This is a genomic window from Methylomonas sp. (assembly GCF_023228165.1).
GTDB lineage: Bacteria > Pseudomonadota > Gammaproteobacteria > Methylococcales > Methylomonadaceae > Methylomonas.
Genome location: NZ_JALOBS010000001.1, coordinates 13,959 through 29,899 on the forward strand (window position 1 = coordinate 13,959; position 15,941 = coordinate 29,899).

Sequence of the window (15,941 nt, forward strand, 5' to 3'; positions counted from 1 at the left end):
TGGCAAGCCGAACGACCATTTCACCAGGACATGACGATGACCACAAACCACGCCAAAAACGATTTTAAAACACTGCCCTTACCCGAACACACCGCAGGTCCGGTACGGCGAAACGGCGGCGTTTTCAAATCGCTTTTATCCCTTGCTCGGGCCGCGATATGGGCGCTGTTTTTGTTAACCTTCAGCGCCAATCTCGCGGCGCAAACCGGCGATGATTTGCCGCAACCGTTAGAGCAACTGCGACTGGGCAGCATGGCCGAGCGCGAACAAGCCATCGAGCAACTGGCGGAAGACAGCCGTAACTTAAAACTGTTGCAGGCCCTGCAGGATGGGCAATTGATGGACTGGAAAGCCGAGTCCCGCCTGGTAATAGCCAGCGAAAGTGCCAAGGGGTACAACCTGCGCGACCCTTTTGACGGCAAGGCCGTATTGGCCGATGTAGAACGTGACGCTGTCGGCAAACTCAACCTCACCAACAAACTGCGTAGCGTGCTGCGCAAGGCTATCGGCGGCTTGCAATTGAATGCCGATTCCGCCGATATGCGGCTCGAGGCAGTCAAGGCCATTGCCAAGGATGCCGACGACAAAGCCTTGCAATTGTTACGCAAACGCCTGGAAAAAGAACGCGATGCCGCGGTTTTGGCGGCGATTCAGGAAGCGTTATGGTTACAAGACCTGAATGGTGATGATAAACCGGCCCGCTTGGCCGCCATCACGGCCCTAAAAAACATCAACAATCAGGATGCCTATAACCGTTTGCGGGAACTGGCCGAGCCCGACGCGGAGGCCGATCCGGAGGTAGCCGAACAAGCCCGGTCGGCGGTAAAAAAAATTGAAAGCCGTTTGCAAAATTATGCCGCCATCGAGACGGTATTTTTCGGCCTCAGCCTGGGCGCGGTGTTGGTACTGGCCTCGATCGGTTTAGCCATCACCTTCGGGGTGATGGGGGTTATCAATATGGCGCATGGCGAACTGATGATGCTGGGCGCTTACACCACGTATGTGATGCAACAATTACTGCCGGAATATCTGGGTACGGCGTTGATTATTTCAATCCCGATGGCCTTTTTGGTGGCGGCGTTGGTGGGTGTCATCATCGAGCGCGGCATCATCCGTTTTTTATACGGCAGACCGCTGGAAACCCTGTTGGCGACCTTCGGCGTCAGTCTCTTTCTGCAACAAAGCGTGCGTTCCATCTTTTCGCCGCTGAACCGTAGCGTGTCGACCCCGGACTGGATGAGCGGTTCCTGGCAAATCAATGACTTTTTATCGCTGACCTGGAACCGATTTTATATCTTGATTTTCTGCCTGCTGGTGTTTACCGCCCTGTTGCAAATCCTCAAACGTACCAAGCTGGGTCTGGAAGTGCGGGCGGTGGCGCAGAATCGCGGCATGGCCCGCGCCATGGGCATCCCAACCGCCCGCGTCGATGCCATGACCTTTGGTTTGGGTTCCGGCATCGCCGGCGTAGCCGGGGTGGCCTTGAGCCAAATCACCAACGTCGGTCCGAATCTGGGTCAGGCCTATATCGTGGATTCCTTCATGGTGGTGGTATTCGGCGGGGTCGGCAATCTGTTCGGCACGCTGGTAGCGGGTTTCTCACTGGGTATCGCCAATAAATTCCTGGAACCCTACGCCGGCGCGGTATTGGCCAAAATTCTGGTACTGGTGTTCATTATTCTGTTTATCCAGAAGAAACCCAGAGGCCTGTTTCCTCAAAAAGGCCGGGCGGCGGATGGTTAACCATGTATTTCGCACCGCAAACGCGGCGTTTCTGAATTCCCACGCGGAACAGATGTTAACGGTGGGCAACCTCCACCCTACAACCCGACGGAACCGATATGAAGAACTTATTAAAGCAAGACAAAACCTACGCCTCGGTGCTGATTGCGCTGGCGGCGGTGACGCTAATCATCCCCTTCTGCAATCTGATTTCTTCCGTGGATTCGCCGCTGCATTTTTCCGCCTATAGCGTATCGCTGATCGGCAAATACCTGTGTTTTGCGCTGCTGGGCTTGTCGTTGGATATGGTCTGGGGCTATGCCGGGATTCTGGTACTCGGTCAAGGCGCCTTCTTCGCCTTGGGCGGCTACGCAATGGGCATGTATCTGATGCGGCAGATCGGCACTCGTGGGGTTTACGGCAACCCCGAATTGCCGGATTTCATGGTATTTTTGAATTGGAGCGAACTGCCCTGGTACTGGTTAGGCTTCGAAAACTTCGGTTTTGCCATGCTAATGGTGTTTTTAGCACCGGGGATACTGGCTTTTGTATTCGGCTGGCTGGCCTTTCGCTCCCGCGTCACCGGGGTTTACTTGTCCATCATTACCCAGGCCTTGACCTATGCGCTGCTGCTGGCGTTTTTCCGTAACGAAATGGGGTTTGGCGGTAACAACGGCCTGACCGATTTTAAGGAAATTCTGGGGTTCAATATTCAATCCGAAGCCGTGCGTTCCATGTTGCTGCTGCTGAGCGGCTTGAGTTTGATCGGCGCACTGTTGCTGTGTCGCTGGATCGTCAACAGCAAACTGGGCCGGGTGGTGACTGCTATTCGGGATCAGGAGTCGCGGGTACGCTTTTTAGGTTACCGGGTGGAATTATTCAAATTATGGGTGTTCGTGTTCGCGGCGATGCTGGCAGGTCTGGCCGGTGCCTTGTATGTGCCGCAGGTGGGCATCATCAACCCCAGCGAGTTTTCGCCACTGAATTCGCTGGAAATCGTCATCTGGGTAGCGGTCGGTGGACGTGGCACCTTGTACGGCGCCATTATTGGCGCGGTGTTGGTGAACTACGCCAAATCCGTATTGACCGGCTTGATGCCCGACGCCTGGCTGTTCTGTCTGGGCGGCGCTTTTATCCTGGTGACATTGCTTTTGCCGGATGGCATCGTCGGCTTGTTGCGCCGTCGGATTAAATCGAAATCTTTAGACCTGTCCCTGGAAGGAGAGCCAACATGATGGATGAAATGACAGCACCCAAAGGCGCGGCTAGCCCGCAATTTCGCGATTATGTCGATACCAAGCACGGCCCGATTCTGTACATGGAGGATGTCAGCGTCAGTTTCGACGGTTTCAAAGCGTTGAATCATTTGTCGCTGTATATAGACGCCGGCGAATTACGTTGCCTGATCGGCCCCAACGGCGCCGGTAAAACCACTTTAATGGATGTGATTACCGGCAAAACCCGTCCGGATACCGGTGAGGTGTTTTTCGGTCAAACCATCGATTTGTTAAAAATGGACGAGCCCGCCATCGCCCAGGCCGGCATCTGCCGCAAGTTTCAAAAGCCCAGCGTATTCGATGCCTTGACGGTATTCGAAAACCTGGAACTGGCCCTGAAAACCGATAAACGTACCTGGCCGACCTTGTTTAGCAAACTAAACGGCGCACAACGCGACCGGATTCAGGAGGTGATGTTGTTAATCGGTTTGGTCGGTCTGAAGAATCAGTTGGCCGGGATTCTGTCGCACGGCCAGAAGCAATGGCTGGAAATCGGCATGCTGTTGATGCAGGAACCCAAGGTGATGCTGGTCGACGAGCCCATCGCCGGCATGACCCATCAGGAAGTGGAACGCACCGCCGAATTATTGCTGTCCCTACAAGGCAAACATTCGATTGTCGTAGTCGAACACGACATGGAATTCGTGCGCAGCATCGCCCGCAAGGTGACGGTATTGCACGAGGGTTCGGTGCTCACGGAAGGGACGATGGACGAAGTGCAAAACGATACTCGCGTGATTCAGGTTTATTTGGGGGGATGATGTTAAATATAAGCGCACTACAACAATTTTACGGTGCCAGCCACACCTTATGGGATCTGGAGCTGCAAGTGCCGGCCGGTGCCTGCGTCTGTCTGATGGGTCGAAACGGCGTGGGTAAAACCACATTATTGAAAGCCATCATGGGCCTGATTCCGGTACAGGATGGCAGTATTTTGTACGAAGGGGTCGAATTGGCCAAAGCCAAGGCCGAATCCCGCGCCGAACTGGGCATAGGCTACGTACCGCAAGGTCGGGAGATTTTTCCGCTACTGACCGTGGAAGAAAATCTAAAAACCGGCTTGCGCGCCGCCAACAAACACGGCATCAAGAAAGTCCCCGAGGCCATCTTCGAAATTTTTCCGGTATTGAAACAAATGCTGAAACGGCGTGGCGGCGATTTATCCGGCGGTCAGCAACAACAACTGGCGATCGGCCGGGCGCTGGTGCTACAACCCCGCTTGTTGATTCTGGATGAACCGACCGAAGGCATACAGCCGAATATCGTCAGCGAAATTGGCGACGTTATCATCCGTCTAAACCGTTCTCGCGGCATTCCCACCCCAACCCCACCAGCGGCGGACGGCGAAATTCATCAGGCCATTGACCGCATCCATAAGGATTTGGGCGTCACCGTGTTACTGGTCGAACAAAAATTACCCTTCGCCCGTAAAGTGGCCGACAGCTTTTGCATCATGGACAGAGGCCGGCACGTAGCAACCGGCGCTATGCCCGATTTGGGCGCTGATATGGTAAAACGCTATCTAACCGTTTAATTCCCACGAGGACTGTTAATGAAATCCAAACCGCTCACCTTATTCACCGGTGCTTTGTTATTGATCTGGTCATTGCGCGGCGATGCCCACGGCAGCCTGGAAGCCATGCAAAACGGCGGCAGCTTGCTCAAATTAACCGCCGGACTATTACATCCGTTATTGGAAAGCGACTATTTACCGGCGCTGGGCTTACTTACCCTGTTGTCGTTGCTGATGATGGCCCACCGCCATAGACAGGCTAAAATACGCCGCTTAAGCCAGCAAAGCTTAAACAAGACTAGACTGGTTTAAAGGGATGCGCCCCGATTCACCTGCCGCCGGCCTTGCCGATCCGAGCGACATTGGCGATTCAGCCTGGCAAGCCGAATTAAACCTGGGGTTTGCCCGCCGCGGCGACAAAACCGTACTGGCAAGACGGGCACATCGCGGTCCACTGACCGTACAACGGCCGTTTTATCCCGAAGGCCCGGTCTGCCATGTGTATTTATTGCATCCGCCCGGCGGCGTGGTGGCGGGCGACCGCCTGCATTTCGATATCAGCGTCGATAACGCAGGCCAAGCCTTGATCACCACTCCTGCCGCCGGTAAGTTTTATCGTAGCGGCGGCGGCCGGGCTCAACAAACCGTGCAGCTGCGCGTGGCCGAAAATGCCAGTCTGGAATGGCTGCCGCAAGAAAGCATTGTCTACGAAGGCGCCAGCCTGCATACCGGCATGGAAATCGAGCTGGCCGACGGGGCCGGCTTCATCGGTTGGGAGGTGCTGGCCCTGGGCCGACCGGCCGCCGGCGAAGGATTCGATGCCGGACAGGCCGTATTGAACTGGCGCATAAAACGCGGCGGCCGTTTGTTTTATCTGGAAAAACAGCGCCTGGACACCGCTGCATTTAAATCCCGCTGGGGATTGCACAGCCATTCCGCCTGCGGCACCTTATTCGCCTGCTCAACCCGCCCCCACCACTTACAAGCGGTACAGGCCCTGATCGGCGACGATCCAAGCCGCGGCGTTACCCAGATCGAAGATATGTTGATCTGCCGGGCGCTAGACGACCGTGCCGATCGCTTGCGGCAGTTCTACATGCAGGTTTGGGCATTGCTACGTACGGATATTGTCGGGCAAAATAGTTGCCCGCCGAGGATATGGGCGACATGACGAAATGCTGCTTGAATTTACGGTGTCGTAAGGTGGGTACGATGAGTGCCCACCGTTGACATATGTTCCGGCTACCGTGCTAAAACAAAGTTACCACAGACACTAAGGAATACAGGATGCAATTAACGCCCCGCGAAAAAGACAAACTGCTGCTGTTTACCGCCGCACTGCTCGCCGAGCGCCGTAAAGCCCGAGGCGTCAAACTCAACTACCCGGAAGCCGTGGCCTATATTTCGGCGGCGATTATGGAAGGCGCCCGCGACGGAAAAACCGTTGCCGAGTTGATGGCTTATGGTCGTACGCTGCTGACGCAGGATGATGTGATGGAGGGTATCGCCGACATATTGCACGACGTGCAGGTGGAGGCGACGTTTCCGGATGGCACCAAGTTGGTCACCGTTCACGAACCCATCGTTTAATTCTTGTGTCGCTAATGCGACGGATTTATTGAATCGGGTTCTCGCACCCGAAAGAAAGTATCCAAAGAAAAGGCCACCCCATGCCGCGATAATCCATTGCGCGGCATAAGGGGAATCTCTAAACACAAATAACGTAGGGTGGGTACGATTTCTCGTGCCCACGCGGAAAAAATCAACACATTTCCAAGGAGCCAAGCATGATCCCAGGCGAAATCCTCCCCGCCGACGGCGAGATCGAATTGAATGTAGGCCGTTCAACCGTCACTGTGCTGGTCGCCAACAGCGGCGACCGGCCGATACAAGTCGGCTCGCATTACCATTTCTACGAAACCAACCCGGCCCTGCATTTCGATCGCAATTCAACACTGGGTTACCGACTGGATATCGCTGCCGGCACCGCAGTACGGTTCGAACCCGGTCAGCAACGCGAAGTGCAATTGGTAGAGTTTGCCGGCGAACGCAAGGTCTACGGTTTTAGAGGCAAGGTCATGGGTGTGTTGGGGAGACCGGCATGAGCAAAATCAGCCGTCAAGCCTATGCCGACATGTTCGGCCCTACCACCGGCGACCGGGTACGTCTGGCCGACACCGACTTGATTCTGCAAGTGGAAGCCGATTACACCGTCTACGGCGACGAAGTGAAATTCGGCGGCGGCAAGGTGATTCGCGACGGCATGGGTCAAAGCCAGCTGAGCTCGGAGCACGCGGTGGACTTGGTGATAACCAATGCTTTGATCGTCGATTACTGGGGCATCGTCAAGGCCGACGTCGGTATCAAACAGGGCCGGATTGTCAAGGTCGGCAAGGCCGGCAATCCCGACATTCAACCCGGTGTGGACATCATCATCGGCCCCGGCACCGAAGTCATCGCCGGCGAAGGCCAGATTTTGACCGCCGGCGGCATCGACGCCCATATACACTTCATCTGCCCACAGCAAATCGAAGAAGCCCTGACCTCCGGCATCACCACCATGCTGGGCGGTGGCAGCGGTCCGGCCACCGGCACCAACGCCACCACCTGTACGCCGGGGCCTTGGCATATCCAGCAAATGCTCAAAGCCGTGGATGGTCTGCCAATGAATATCGGCCTGCTCGGCAAAGGTAACGCCAGCCTGCCCGGTGCCTTGCAAGAACAAGTACTGGCCGGCGCGATGGGCCTGAAACTGCATGAAGACTGGGGCACCACACCGGCGGCGATCGACTGCTGCCTGAGCGTCGCCGAACAATACGACGTGCAGGTGGCGATCCATACCGACACCCTGAACGAATCCGGCTTTGTGGAAGATACGATTGCAGCCTTCAAGGGCCGTACCATCCACACCTACCATACCGAAGGCGCCGGCGGCGGCCATGCACCGGACATCATCAAAGCCTGTGGTTTGAGTAACGTATTGCCGTCGTCGACCAATCCGACCCGGCCTTATACAATCAATACCGTCGACGAACATCTGGACATGCTGATGGTCTGCCACCATCTGGACCCCAGCATTCCGGAAGACGTGGCCTTCGCCGAATCGCGCATCCGCCGCGAAACCATCGCCGCCGAAGATATTCTGCACGACCTGGGGGCATTCTCGATGATCGCCTCGGATTCGCAAGCCATGGGCCGGGTCGGCGAAGTGATCATCCGCACTTGGCAGACCGCGCATAAAATGAAAGTGCAACGCGGCCATCTTTCTCCCCTCGCCCTGGATGGGAGTGGGGTCGGGGGTGAGGGAAATAGGCAAAACGACAACTTCCGCATTAAACGCTACATCGCCAAATACACGATTAATCCGGCCATCAGCCACGGCATAAGCCATGAAGTGGGTTCCATCGAAGCCGGCAAGCTGGCCGATCTGGTGCTGTGGCAACCGGCCTTCTTCGGCGTAAAACCCAGCTTGATTATCAAAGGCGGCCTGATCGCCTCCGCACCGATGGGCGACCCGAATGCCTCGATACCAACCCCGCAGCCTGTGCATTACCGGCCGATGTTCGGTAGTTTCGGCAGCACTGCCGCCGCCAATTCGATGATCTTTTTGCCGCAAGCGGCTGTGTCTGCCGGAGTTGCCGGCCAGTTGGGACTGCAAAAGCGGGTTGGCACGGTGATGAATACCCGGACTATTGGCAAGGCGGATTTGAAGTTGAACGATTACCAGCCGGTGATGGAGGTTTGTCCGCAGACCTATCAGGTGCGGGCAGATGGTGAGTTGTTGGTTTGTGAGCCGGCGGTGGTGTTGCCGATGGCACAGCGGTATTTTTTGTTTTGATTTTCTTCGCTACGTAGCGGCATTATTCCCTCTCCTGCTGGAGAGGGTTAGGGTGAGGAGAATAGAAAGTGTCGCTAATGCGACGGCTTTTATTTTGAAGTCGGGTTTCGGCGCGACAGCCGAGATACTTTCTTTTGCGTGGCCAAAAGAAAGTATCCAAAGAAAAAGCCACCCCATGCCGCTTTGATCCTGCGCTCCGAAGGCTTTGAACGGGGTTTTCCGAAGGGGCCTCCAAGCCCCTGCGAAAAACGCGATGCATCCCTGCATCGCCCCTGCGGGCAAGTCACTCGGCACTTCCATGTGCCTCGCCCTGCGGGTGCTACGCATGCAAATCGGCAATCCTGCCGATTTGTCCGTTCAAACCCTTCGGTGCTCGGCGCGGCATCAGGGGATTTATACGTTTCGAGAGTAAAAATTGTCGGGAGATTTTGTAAGTTTGGTTTGAAGTTCTGTTGTAGGATGCTGCCGACGAAAGGAGGCGCATCTGTCGCGATCGATGCGCTTCACTTTGTTTAGCATATCCTACGGGCTGGTTCCCAAGCTCCTGCTTGGGAACCCAACAGTTTTCGTAGGTTGGGTTAGGCGCTAGCCGTAACCCAACACGTCGGCTTTTAGATTATTTAATGTGTTGTACCACTATCGCGACGGCTTGCTTTTGAAGTCGGTTTCACGAAACACACTATGTGTTTCGCCCGGTGGGTGCTCCGCATGCAAAAGAAAGACCGCCCCATGCCGCCTATTCCCTGCTCGGCATCAAGGGAGTTAAGTTTATCAAGAAAGGCAACATCCACAATGTTGCAGTATGATGCGCATGAATTAGCAGTTTTTAGGATACAGCGATGGCAACAAATAACACGGCGAAAAAAGCCACCAACATAACCTTGTCTGCCGATGTCTTGGCTGAGGCCAAGGCGTTGAATATCAATATTTCACAAGCCTGCGACCGCTATTTGCGCGAACTTGTGCGCAGCGAACACGAACGCCGCTGGCGGCAAGAACATGCCGACTTTATTTCGGTCTATAACCAGACCTTGGAACAAGACGGCTTACCGTTGGACGAATGGCGGTCTTTCTAACATGGCCCGCTTCGACGTTTACCGTAATAGCGGTGCAAAATCAGCCGATGTGCCGTATCTACTGGATGTGCAAAGTGATGTGTTAGATGACTTGGACAGTAGGGTCGTGGTGCCTCTAAGGCGAAAAGACCGTTTTCCTTCAGTTTCGCTACCAGCCAATTTGATGCCGACAGTCTTGGTGGAAGGTATTGAGTGCATTATTGAAACACCCAAACTGGCCGCCGTTCCAGTGCGGATTTTGAAGACTCGAATTGGCACGCTGGAATCGGAGCGGTTTGAAATTGGAGCGGCTCTGGATTTTTTGTTTCAAGGGTTTTGATTGTTTATTTTGTGTCGCTGGCGTGACGGCTTTTTAGATATCGGTTTCACGAAACACATCCATGTGTTACGCCCTGCGGGTTGATCCTTGCAAACCCTACGGTACTCGGCGCGGCATCAGGGGATTTATACGTTTCGAGAGTAAAAATTGTCGGGAGATTTTGTAAGTTTGGTTTGTGGTTCTGTTATAGGATGCTGCCGACGAAAGGAGGCGCATCTGTCGCGATCGATGCGCTTCGCTTTGTTCAGCACATCCTACGGGCTACGTAGCGGCATTATTCCCTCTCCTGCTGGAGAGGGTTAGGGTGAGGAGAATAAAAAGTGTCGCTAATGCGACGGCTTTTATTTTGAAGTCGGGTCTCGGCCCGACAACCGAGGTACTTTCTTTTGCTTGCCCAAAAGAAAGTACCCAAAGAAAACGGCACCCCATGCCGCTTTGATCCTGCGCTCCGAAGGCTTTGAACGGGGTTTTTCGATGGGGCTTCCTAGCCCCCGCGAAAAACGCGATGCTTCCCTGCATCGCCCCTGCGGGCAAATCCGTTCAAACCCTCCGGTGCTCGGCGCGGCATCAGGGGATTACCCGCGTCGTCAGAGGAAAAATTGGCGGATGATTTTGTAAGCCCGCGTAGGTCCGATTAGCGGAGCGTAATCGGACGCATGTTTAAAACCTAACCAAAGTCGATATTAAAAACGTAATAAACCATGCCCAATTACCGACGTGCACTTATTCCAGGCGGGACATGGTTTTTTACGATGAATTTGCTGGAGCGTAAAAACAACGATTTACTGATTCGGGAAATCGATTTGTTACGTGATACCGTGCGGGCGGTAAGAAAACGCCATCCGTTTCAAATCGATGCTTGGGTGGTGTTGCCGGAACACCTGCATGCGGTTTGGACGTTGCCGCCGGGCGACGCCGATTTTAGTAAACGCTGGCGTTTGATTAAGAGCGGATTTTCGAGGGCTTTACCTAAAACCGAGTATCGAACGAATGTTCGAAAGATGGCGGGCGAACGCGGTATTTACCCAAAGGGCACAAGTGGCAGCGGCATTTTTGGGAGCATTGCATACGAGACGAAACAGATTTCGAACGGCATGTCGATTATGTACATGTTAATCCGGTTAAACATGGTTTGGTCGCGCGGACCGCTGACTGGCCGTATTCCAGTTTTCATCGGTATGTTGAAAGAGGTGTCTATCCGGAAAATTGGGGTGGCGATTTGAAGATAGTGATTGCTGGGGATGATTGACATGCGTCCGATTACGCTTTGCTAATCGGACCTACGGTTTATTCGCGTGGGCACGAAAAGCCTGTGCCCAGCCTACGTTTTTGGATTTTCCGTTGAGTTTGGGGATGGTTTTGCTCCCGTTATTCCGCCCCGAGCATCGCAGCTTTTGGCGAATCAGGCCCGATAGGGGAGCGGCAGGAAGCCGCTCGTTTTCGTAGGGCCATGGATGGCACTTCGAAAACCCTCGCTAAAAGCGAGAAGCGCAGGATTAAGGCGGAATCCGGGTGCCGTTTTCTTTGGGTACTTTCTTTTGGGCAAGCAAAAGAAAGTACCTCGGCTGTCGGGCCGAGACCCGACTTTAAAAAAACCGTCGCGACAGCGACACAAAACCAAAAACCAAAAACCAAACGATAAGCAAAATGCTAAAACTCACCGAAACCACAAACACCAAAGAAACCCCGGACGACACCCTAACCCTCCCTTTTGAGGCCAGGCAAAAATCCCGCCACCCGGCCATCACCCAAGGCGGCATCCAGGTCGGCGTGTTTTTACCGAGGGGGCATACTCTAAGGCACGGCGCAGTGTTGACTAACAGCCAGGGATTCAAAGTCAAAATCGAAGCAGCCCCGGAAGCCTTGTCTACCGTCAAATGCGATGAACCGTTATTATTCGCCCGGGCCTGCTACCACCTCGGCAATCGCCATGTCCCTCTGCAAATTCTACCCGGCGAACTGCGCTATTTGACCGACCACGTGCTGGATCAAATGCTGGTCGGGTTGGGCTTAAACGTTGAGCACCAAATATTGCCGTTCGAACCTGAAGCCGGTGCTTACCATGGCCATGGCCACTGATTTGGCATTGCTGCGGCTGTTGCAGCTGGTCAGCCCCAGTCTGCCTATCGGCATGTACAGCTATTCGCAAGGTCTGGAACGAGCGGTCGAAGACGGCTGGATTACGAATGCGGATCAAAGCGCCGATTGGTTGCGCGGTGTGTTGACGAATGCCTTGGCCCGGGTCGATGCGCCGATTATGGCGCGGCTTTACGATGCCTGGACGGCAATCGACATGGTTGCGGTAGAAAGCTGGAGCCGGACGCTGGCCGCCTGCCGGGAGACCGCCGAACTGCGCGCCGAGGATAGGCAAACCGGTCAGGCGCTGGCCCGTTTGCTGGTGAATCTGGAATTGCCGGAAGCGCAAGACTGGTTACGCCGGCCCGACGCCACACTGGCGACTTTATTTTCATTGGCCGCGTCACGCTGGCAAATCGATAAAGCCGACGCCATGGCCGGTTACCTGTGGGGCTGGCTGGAAAATCAGGTGTTGTGCGCGGTCAAGCTGGTGCCGTTGGGTCAAGTCGCCGGGCAGCGTTTATTGAAAGACTTGGCCGGCGATATACCGGGTTTGGTAAAGCAAGCCTTAAGTATGGCGGACGACGATATCGGCGGCAGTTGCTTCGGTTTGGCCCTGGCCAGCAGTCGGCACGAAATGCAATATTCGCGTTTGTTCCGTTCGTAAAATCGTGAATAAAAGTAGCTCACGTTGCCGCATTGGCGGTTACGTGACATTCGAGATAATGTCAAGGAACGCTGCGCGCACCCTGAGCTACTTAAAATAAGTTAACCTCGATTCGCCGCTAGTGGAATTGAGGTTTGGCAAATCCCCCCCCCGGATTGCATCCGGGCTACTTTGGATGAAAATATGAACGCAAAACAAGTTTTACGAGTCGGCATAGGCGGCCCGGTCGGGTCCGGCAAAACGGCGCTGGTGGATGCCTTGTGCAAAAAAATGCGCGATCAGTTCCAAATCGGCGTGGTCACCAACGATATCTATACCCGCGAGGATCAACAGTTTTTGATCCGCAGTCAGGCGCTGCCCGAGGAACGGATTTTGGGGGTGGAAACCGGCGGCTGCCCGCATACCGCCATTCGCGAGGACGCTTCGATGAATCTGGCGGCGGTCGACGAGCTATGCGAACGCTGGCCGGAACTGGATTTCGTGTTGGTGGAGAGCGGCGGCGACAATCTCAGCGCCACCTTCAGTCCGGAATTGGCCGATCTAACCATTTACGTGATCGACGTGTCGGCCGGCGACAAAATTCCCCGCAAGGGCGGCCCCGGCATCACCCGTTCGGATTTATTGGTAATCAACAAAATCGATCTGGCGCCCCATGTCGGCGCCTCACTGGAGGTGATGAACCGCGACGCCAAAAAAATGCGCGGCGCCCGGCCGTTCGTGTTCAGCAATATCAAAACTGGCCTGGGCGTCAATGAAATCGCCAGTTTTATCATCAACCAGGGCATGCTGGATGCTTAAATAATCCGCCTGCACGGATCTACCATGCCCACCCGCCCGGAAATATTCTCCGAAGCGGCACGATCATTGCTGCAAATCTATCCGAAACTTTGGCTTGGATTTTTTGATCTGCACTTTTTTGCACTATTCAGGTGGCGGTAATGGCTATCAGCGTGTTCGATATTTTTAAAATCGGTATAGGTCCTTCCAGCTCACATACCGTCGGCCCAATGCGGGCAGCCATGACCTTCGCCCACAAATTAGAGCAGCAAGGCCTGATCCGGGACGTCAATCGTTTGAGGGTAGAGCTGTTCGGCTCATTGGGTGCAACCGGCAAAGGTCACGGCTCGGATAAAGCCGTATTGCTGGGGCTGGAAGGCGAAGCGCCCGATTTGATCGACCCCGCCATCATTCCGCAGCGGTTGGTCGCCATACGGGAAACCGGTAGGTTGCGATTGCTGCAACGCTATCCTATCCCTTTCAATGAAAAAACCGATTTGCTGTTTCAACGCAAGTCCTTGCCTTATCACGCCAACGGCATGCGTTTCACCGTTTTCGATGCAAGCGGCGCCGAGTTGGTGCAAGCCGAATATTATTCGGTGGGCGGCGGTTTCGTGGTAACCAGTACCGACGCGGCTGCCGACCGGTTAACGCACGACGATACTCGCCTGCCCTATCCATTTAAAACCGGCGCCGCTTTGTTGAAATTATGCGCTTTGCACCATAAACCCATCAGTACTTTGATGATGAGCAATGAAAAGGCCTGGCAGAGCGAAACGCAAATTCGCCGGAATCTACTGCATATCTGGGAGGTCATGCAGGCCTGCGTCGAACGAGGCATGCACCAGGAAGGCATTATGCCGGGCGGCATGAAGATAAAACGCCGAGCCGCCAACCTGCATCGGCAGTTGAACGGCGAAATACCCAGAATTACCCCCAACTTACCGGTCGGCACGCTGGACTGGGTGAATTTGTTCGCTCTGGCGGTCAGCGAAGAAAATGCGTCCGGCGGCCGGGTGGTGACGGCACCGACCAACGGCGCGGCCGGTATCATTCCGGCTGTGCTGCATTATTACTGGCGGTTTTGCGAAGGCGCGGATGAAGACGGCGTGATCCGCTTTTTATTGACGGCGGCGGCTATTGCGATTTTATATAAAGAAAATGCCTCGTTGTCCGGGGCGGAAGTCGGTTGCCAGGGCGAAGTCGGGGTGGCCTGCTCGATGGCGGCCGGCGCGCTGGCTGAAGTATTGGGCGGTACGCCGGAACAGGTCGAAAACGCGGCGGAAATCGGCATGGAACATAACCTGGGCCTGACTTGCGATCCGGTCGGTGGCTTGGTACAAGTGCCGTGCATAGAACGCAACGCCATGGGTTCGGTCAAGGCCATCAATGCGGCCCGCATTGCATTGCGCGGCGACGGCTCTCATTTTGTTTCGCTGGACAAGGTGATTAAAACCATGCGCGAAACCGGTGCCGACATGAAAACCAAATACAAGGAAACGTCCCGTGGCGGCTTGGCGGTTAATCTGATCGAGTGTTGAAACTCAAGCCTGCTGCAGCTGTAATTTTTCCGAGATAACCCCGCTGTTTTCCACCCGGTTGCGGCCGTTGTTTTTGGCTTTGTATAACGCCCCGTCTGCGGCATGTATTAATTGACTGGCGGTTTCTGTGGCGCTGTTTATTTTGCTTAACTTGGCATCGAAAGTCGCCACACCGATGGAAATGCTGACCGGAATGCTCTGACCGCCGAATTCAATGCTCAATCCGGCGATACTGCTACGGATCCGCTCGGCAATTTCCCCGGAAATAGCTTCACCGCTGCCTGACAACAAGGCCACAAATTCTTCGCCGCCGAAGCGCGACAATACATCATTGCTACGCAGTTGTTTTTTAATCGCCGCGGCCACTAAAGCCAAAACGTGGTCGCCGGCTTGGTGTCCGAAATTATCGTTAATACGTTTGAAGTAATCGATGTCCAGAAACAGACAGGATAAAGGCTGCCGGTTGCGCACACAGCGGTCGACTTCTTCGTCGATACGTTGCTCTAAAAAACGCCGATTATTCACGCCGGTTAACGGATCGATCAGGCTGGTGCGGCGCATGGTTTCGAAATTCAGGGTATTTTCCAGGCAAATACTCAGAACCGAAGCCAAGTGCTCGATAAAGTCGGTAGCCATGGTGCGTATGAAACGATCCTGACGAAAACTACCCAGATTTAACGAACCCAGATATTTACCGCGTCGCACCAAAGGCGCCAGAATCACCGACGACGGTTTGCCGGCATCTTCCGGGAAAAACTGCGCGTAATTTTCAGGATGGTAGATGCCCAGCAATGGCCGGTGGGTATAGTCGAAAAACCTTTTGAACAGGCCATCATCGTTGACCAGCATAAAGCCTTTACGGGATTGATAGGGATACTGATCGTTGGTCAGATAAGCGGCTATTTCCTGGGTGGGATCGAACAAAAACAGGCTGACGATTTCCAGATCGAATAAAGATTTACTTTCATCCAATATGTAATCGATCATTTCGGTTAGCGAGCTGAGCCCCAGCAGACGCATTTCGAAGGCTTGCAGGCGTTTTAAGGTTAAGCTGTTATGCTGTACACGATTCAGCATGCCATCTAAATGGCTTTGCAAGACCCGCAAGTCAGCTGTGATATCTTCGTCCAATGTT

At 54.4% G+C, this 15,941-nt stretch carries 17 protein-coding genes; 16 read left to right on the forward strand and 1 reads right to left on the reverse strand.

Features of this window, described 5'->3' with window-relative positions; translation table 11 throughout:
- Nucleotides 1-36: 36 nt before the first annotated feature.
- The 16 genes from urtB to M0R33_RS00170 all read left to right on the forward strand — a co-directional run bounded on the left by urtB (nucleotide 37) and on the right by M0R33_RS00170 (nucleotide 14,806).
- Complete coding sequence (gene urtB, locus M0R33_RS00095; RefSeq protein WP_292563243.1) at nucleotides 37-1,743, forward strand: urea ABC transporter permease subunit UrtB; 1,707 nt, start codon at nucleotides 37-39, stop codon at nucleotides 1,741-1,743.
- A gap of 98 nt (nucleotides 1,744-1,841) precedes the next feature.
- Nucleotides 1,842-2,957 carry an urea ABC transporter permease subunit UrtC gene (urtC, locus tag M0R33_RS00100; RefSeq protein WP_292563245.1) on the forward strand — a complete coding sequence of 372 codons (1,116 nt, stop codon included), beginning with the start codon at nucleotides 1,842-1,844 and terminating at the stop codon, nucleotides 2,955-2,957.
- A gap of 83 nt (nucleotides 2,958-3,040) precedes the next feature.
- Entirely contained in the window at nucleotides 3,041-3,760 is a 720-nt protein-coding gene (urtD, locus tag M0R33_RS00105; protein ID WP_366042951.1) for an urea ABC transporter ATP-binding protein UrtD, read from the forward strand.
- Nucleotides 3,760-4,533, forward strand: coding sequence for an ABC transporter ATP-binding protein (locus tag M0R33_RS00110; protein ID WP_292563871.1), 774 nt, complete (start codon nucleotides 3,760-3,762; stop codon nucleotides 4,531-4,533). The genes urtD and M0R33_RS00110 overlap by 1 nt, the downstream gene beginning before the upstream one ends.
- Before the next feature lie 18 nt (nucleotides 4,534-4,551).
- Nucleotides 4,552-4,824, forward strand: a complete 273-nt coding sequence (locus tag M0R33_RS00115; protein WP_292563252.1) for a hypothetical protein — start codon at nucleotides 4,552-4,554, stop codon at nucleotides 4,822-4,824.
- 4 nt (nucleotides 4,825-4,828) lie between these two features.
- Nucleotides 4,829-5,683 (forward strand): urease accessory protein UreD, encoded by an 855-nt coding sequence (locus M0R33_RS00120; RefSeq protein WP_292563255.1) that lies wholly within the window; start codon nucleotides 4,829-4,831, stop codon nucleotides 5,681-5,683.
- A gap of 116 nt (nucleotides 5,684-5,799) precedes the next feature.
- Nucleotides 5,800-6,102: an urease subunit gamma gene (gene ureA, locus M0R33_RS00125; RefSeq protein WP_292563257.1), complete on the forward strand. Its 303-nt coding sequence runs from the start codon at nucleotides 5,800-5,802 to the stop codon at nucleotides 6,100-6,102.
- Between the two features lie 197 nt (nucleotides 6,103-6,299).
- On the forward strand, nucleotides 6,300-6,617 hold the full coding sequence (locus M0R33_RS00130) for an urease subunit beta (RefSeq protein WP_292563259.1): 318 nt from the start codon (nucleotides 6,300-6,302) through the stop codon (nucleotides 6,615-6,617).
- Nucleotides 6,614-8,350 (forward strand): urease subunit alpha, encoded by a 1,737-nt coding sequence (ureC, locus tag M0R33_RS00135; RefSeq protein WP_292563261.1) that lies wholly within the window; start codon nucleotides 6,614-6,616, stop codon nucleotides 8,348-8,350. The genes M0R33_RS00130 and ureC overlap by 4 nt, the downstream gene beginning before the upstream one ends.
- A gap of 839 nt (nucleotides 8,351-9,189) precedes the next feature.
- Nucleotides 9,190-9,426, forward strand: a complete 237-nt coding sequence (locus tag M0R33_RS00140) for a type II toxin-antitoxin system CcdA family antitoxin (protein ID WP_292563265.1) — start codon at nucleotides 9,190-9,192, stop codon at nucleotides 9,424-9,426.
- A 1-nt stretch (nucleotide 9,427) separates the two neighbouring features.
- A complete protein-coding gene (locus M0R33_RS00145; RefSeq protein WP_292563268.1) occupies nucleotides 9,428-9,745 on the forward strand; it encodes a CcdB family protein in 318 nt (105 codons plus the stop codon).
- A 701-nt stretch (nucleotides 9,746-10,446) separates the two neighbouring features.
- On the forward strand, nucleotides 10,447-10,968 hold the full coding sequence (locus M0R33_RS00150) for a hypothetical protein (protein ID WP_366042943.1): 522 nt from the start codon (nucleotides 10,447-10,449) through the stop codon (nucleotides 10,966-10,968).
- A gap of 424 nt (nucleotides 10,969-11,392) precedes the next feature.
- The gene (gene ureE / locus M0R33_RS00155) at nucleotides 11,393-11,824 is read left to right on the forward strand and encodes an urease accessory protein UreE (protein ID WP_292563271.1); all 432 of its coding nucleotides are present in this window, start codon (nucleotides 11,393-11,395) and stop codon (nucleotides 11,822-11,824) included.
- Nucleotides 11,814-12,488 carry an urease accessory protein UreF gene (locus tag M0R33_RS00160; protein WP_292563874.1) on the forward strand — a complete coding sequence of 225 codons (675 nt, stop codon included), beginning with the start codon at nucleotides 11,814-11,816 and terminating at the stop codon, nucleotides 12,486-12,488. Before ureE ends, M0R33_RS00160 begins: the two co-directional genes overlap by 11 nt.
- Nucleotides 12,489-12,671: 183 nt before the next feature.
- Nucleotides 12,672-13,286: an urease accessory protein UreG gene (gene ureG, locus M0R33_RS00165; protein ID WP_292563275.1), complete on the forward strand. Its 615-nt coding sequence runs from the start codon at nucleotides 12,672-12,674 to the stop codon at nucleotides 13,284-13,286.
- A gap of 140 nt (nucleotides 13,287-13,426) precedes the next feature.
- Nucleotides 13,427-14,806 carry an L-serine ammonia-lyase gene (locus M0R33_RS00170; RefSeq protein ID WP_292563278.1) on the forward strand — a complete coding sequence of 460 codons (1,380 nt, stop codon included), beginning with the start codon at nucleotides 13,427-13,429 and terminating at the stop codon, nucleotides 14,804-14,806.
- Nucleotides 14,807-14,809: 3 nt separating this feature from the next.
- Here the strand turns inward: M0R33_RS00170 and M0R33_RS00175 are convergent, their stop codons facing one another.
- On the reverse strand, nucleotides 14,810-15,937 hold the full coding sequence (locus M0R33_RS00175) for a sensor domain-containing diguanylate cyclase (protein ID WP_292563281.1): 1,128 nt from the start codon (nucleotides 15,935-15,937) through the stop codon (nucleotides 14,810-14,812).
- Nucleotides 15,938-15,941 lie beyond the last annotated feature (4 nt).

Bases quoted from the DNA above. Each gene is read 5' to 3' on its own strand.
- urtB (WP_292563243.1), top strand. From the start codon at position 37: ATGACCACAAACCACGCCAAAAACGATTTTAAAACACTGCCCTTACCC.
- urtC (WP_292563245.1), top strand. From the start codon at position 1,842: ATGAAGAACTTATTAAAGCAAGACAAAACCTACGCCTCGGTGCTGATT.
- urtD (WP_366042951.1), top strand. From the start codon at position 3,041: ATGGAGGATGTCAGCGTCAGTTTCGACGGTTTCAAAGCGTTGAATCAT.
- M0R33_RS00110 (WP_292563871.1), top strand. From the start codon at position 3,760: ATGTTAAATATAAGCGCACTACAACAATTTTACGGTGCCAGCCACACC.
- M0R33_RS00115 (WP_292563252.1), top strand. From the start codon at position 4,552: ATGAAATCCAAACCGCTCACCTTATTCACCGGTGCTTTGTTATTGATC.
- M0R33_RS00120 (WP_292563255.1), top strand. From the start codon at position 4,829: ATGCGCCCCGATTCACCTGCCGCCGGCCTTGCCGATCCGAGCGACATT.
- ureA (WP_292563257.1), top strand. From the start codon at position 5,800: ATGCAATTAACGCCCCGCGAAAAAGACAAACTGCTGCTGTTTACCGCC.
- M0R33_RS00130 (WP_292563259.1), top strand. From the start codon at position 6,300: ATGATCCCAGGCGAAATCCTCCCCGCCGACGGCGAGATCGAATTGAAT.
- ureC (WP_292563261.1), top strand. From the start codon at position 6,614: ATGAGCAAAATCAGCCGTCAAGCCTATGCCGACATGTTCGGCCCTACC.
- M0R33_RS00140 (WP_292563265.1), top strand. From the start codon at position 9,190: ATGGCAACAAATAACACGGCGAAAAAAGCCACCAACATAACCTTGTCT.
- M0R33_RS00145 (WP_292563268.1), top strand. From the start codon at position 9,428: ATGGCCCGCTTCGACGTTTACCGTAATAGCGGTGCAAAATCAGCCGAT.
- M0R33_RS00150 (WP_366042943.1), top strand. From the start codon at position 10,447: ATGCCCAATTACCGACGTGCACTTATTCCAGGCGGGACATGGTTTTTT.
- ureE (WP_292563271.1), top strand. From the start codon at position 11,393: ATGCTAAAACTCACCGAAACCACAAACACCAAAGAAACCCCGGACGAC.
- M0R33_RS00160 (WP_292563874.1), top strand. From the start codon at position 11,814: ATGGCCACTGATTTGGCATTGCTGCGGCTGTTGCAGCTGGTCAGCCCC.
- ureG (WP_292563275.1), top strand. From the start codon at position 12,672: ATGAACGCAAAACAAGTTTTACGAGTCGGCATAGGCGGCCCGGTCGGG.
- M0R33_RS00170 (WP_292563278.1), top strand. From the start codon at position 13,427: ATGGCTATCAGCGTGTTCGATATTTTTAAAATCGGTATAGGTCCTTCC.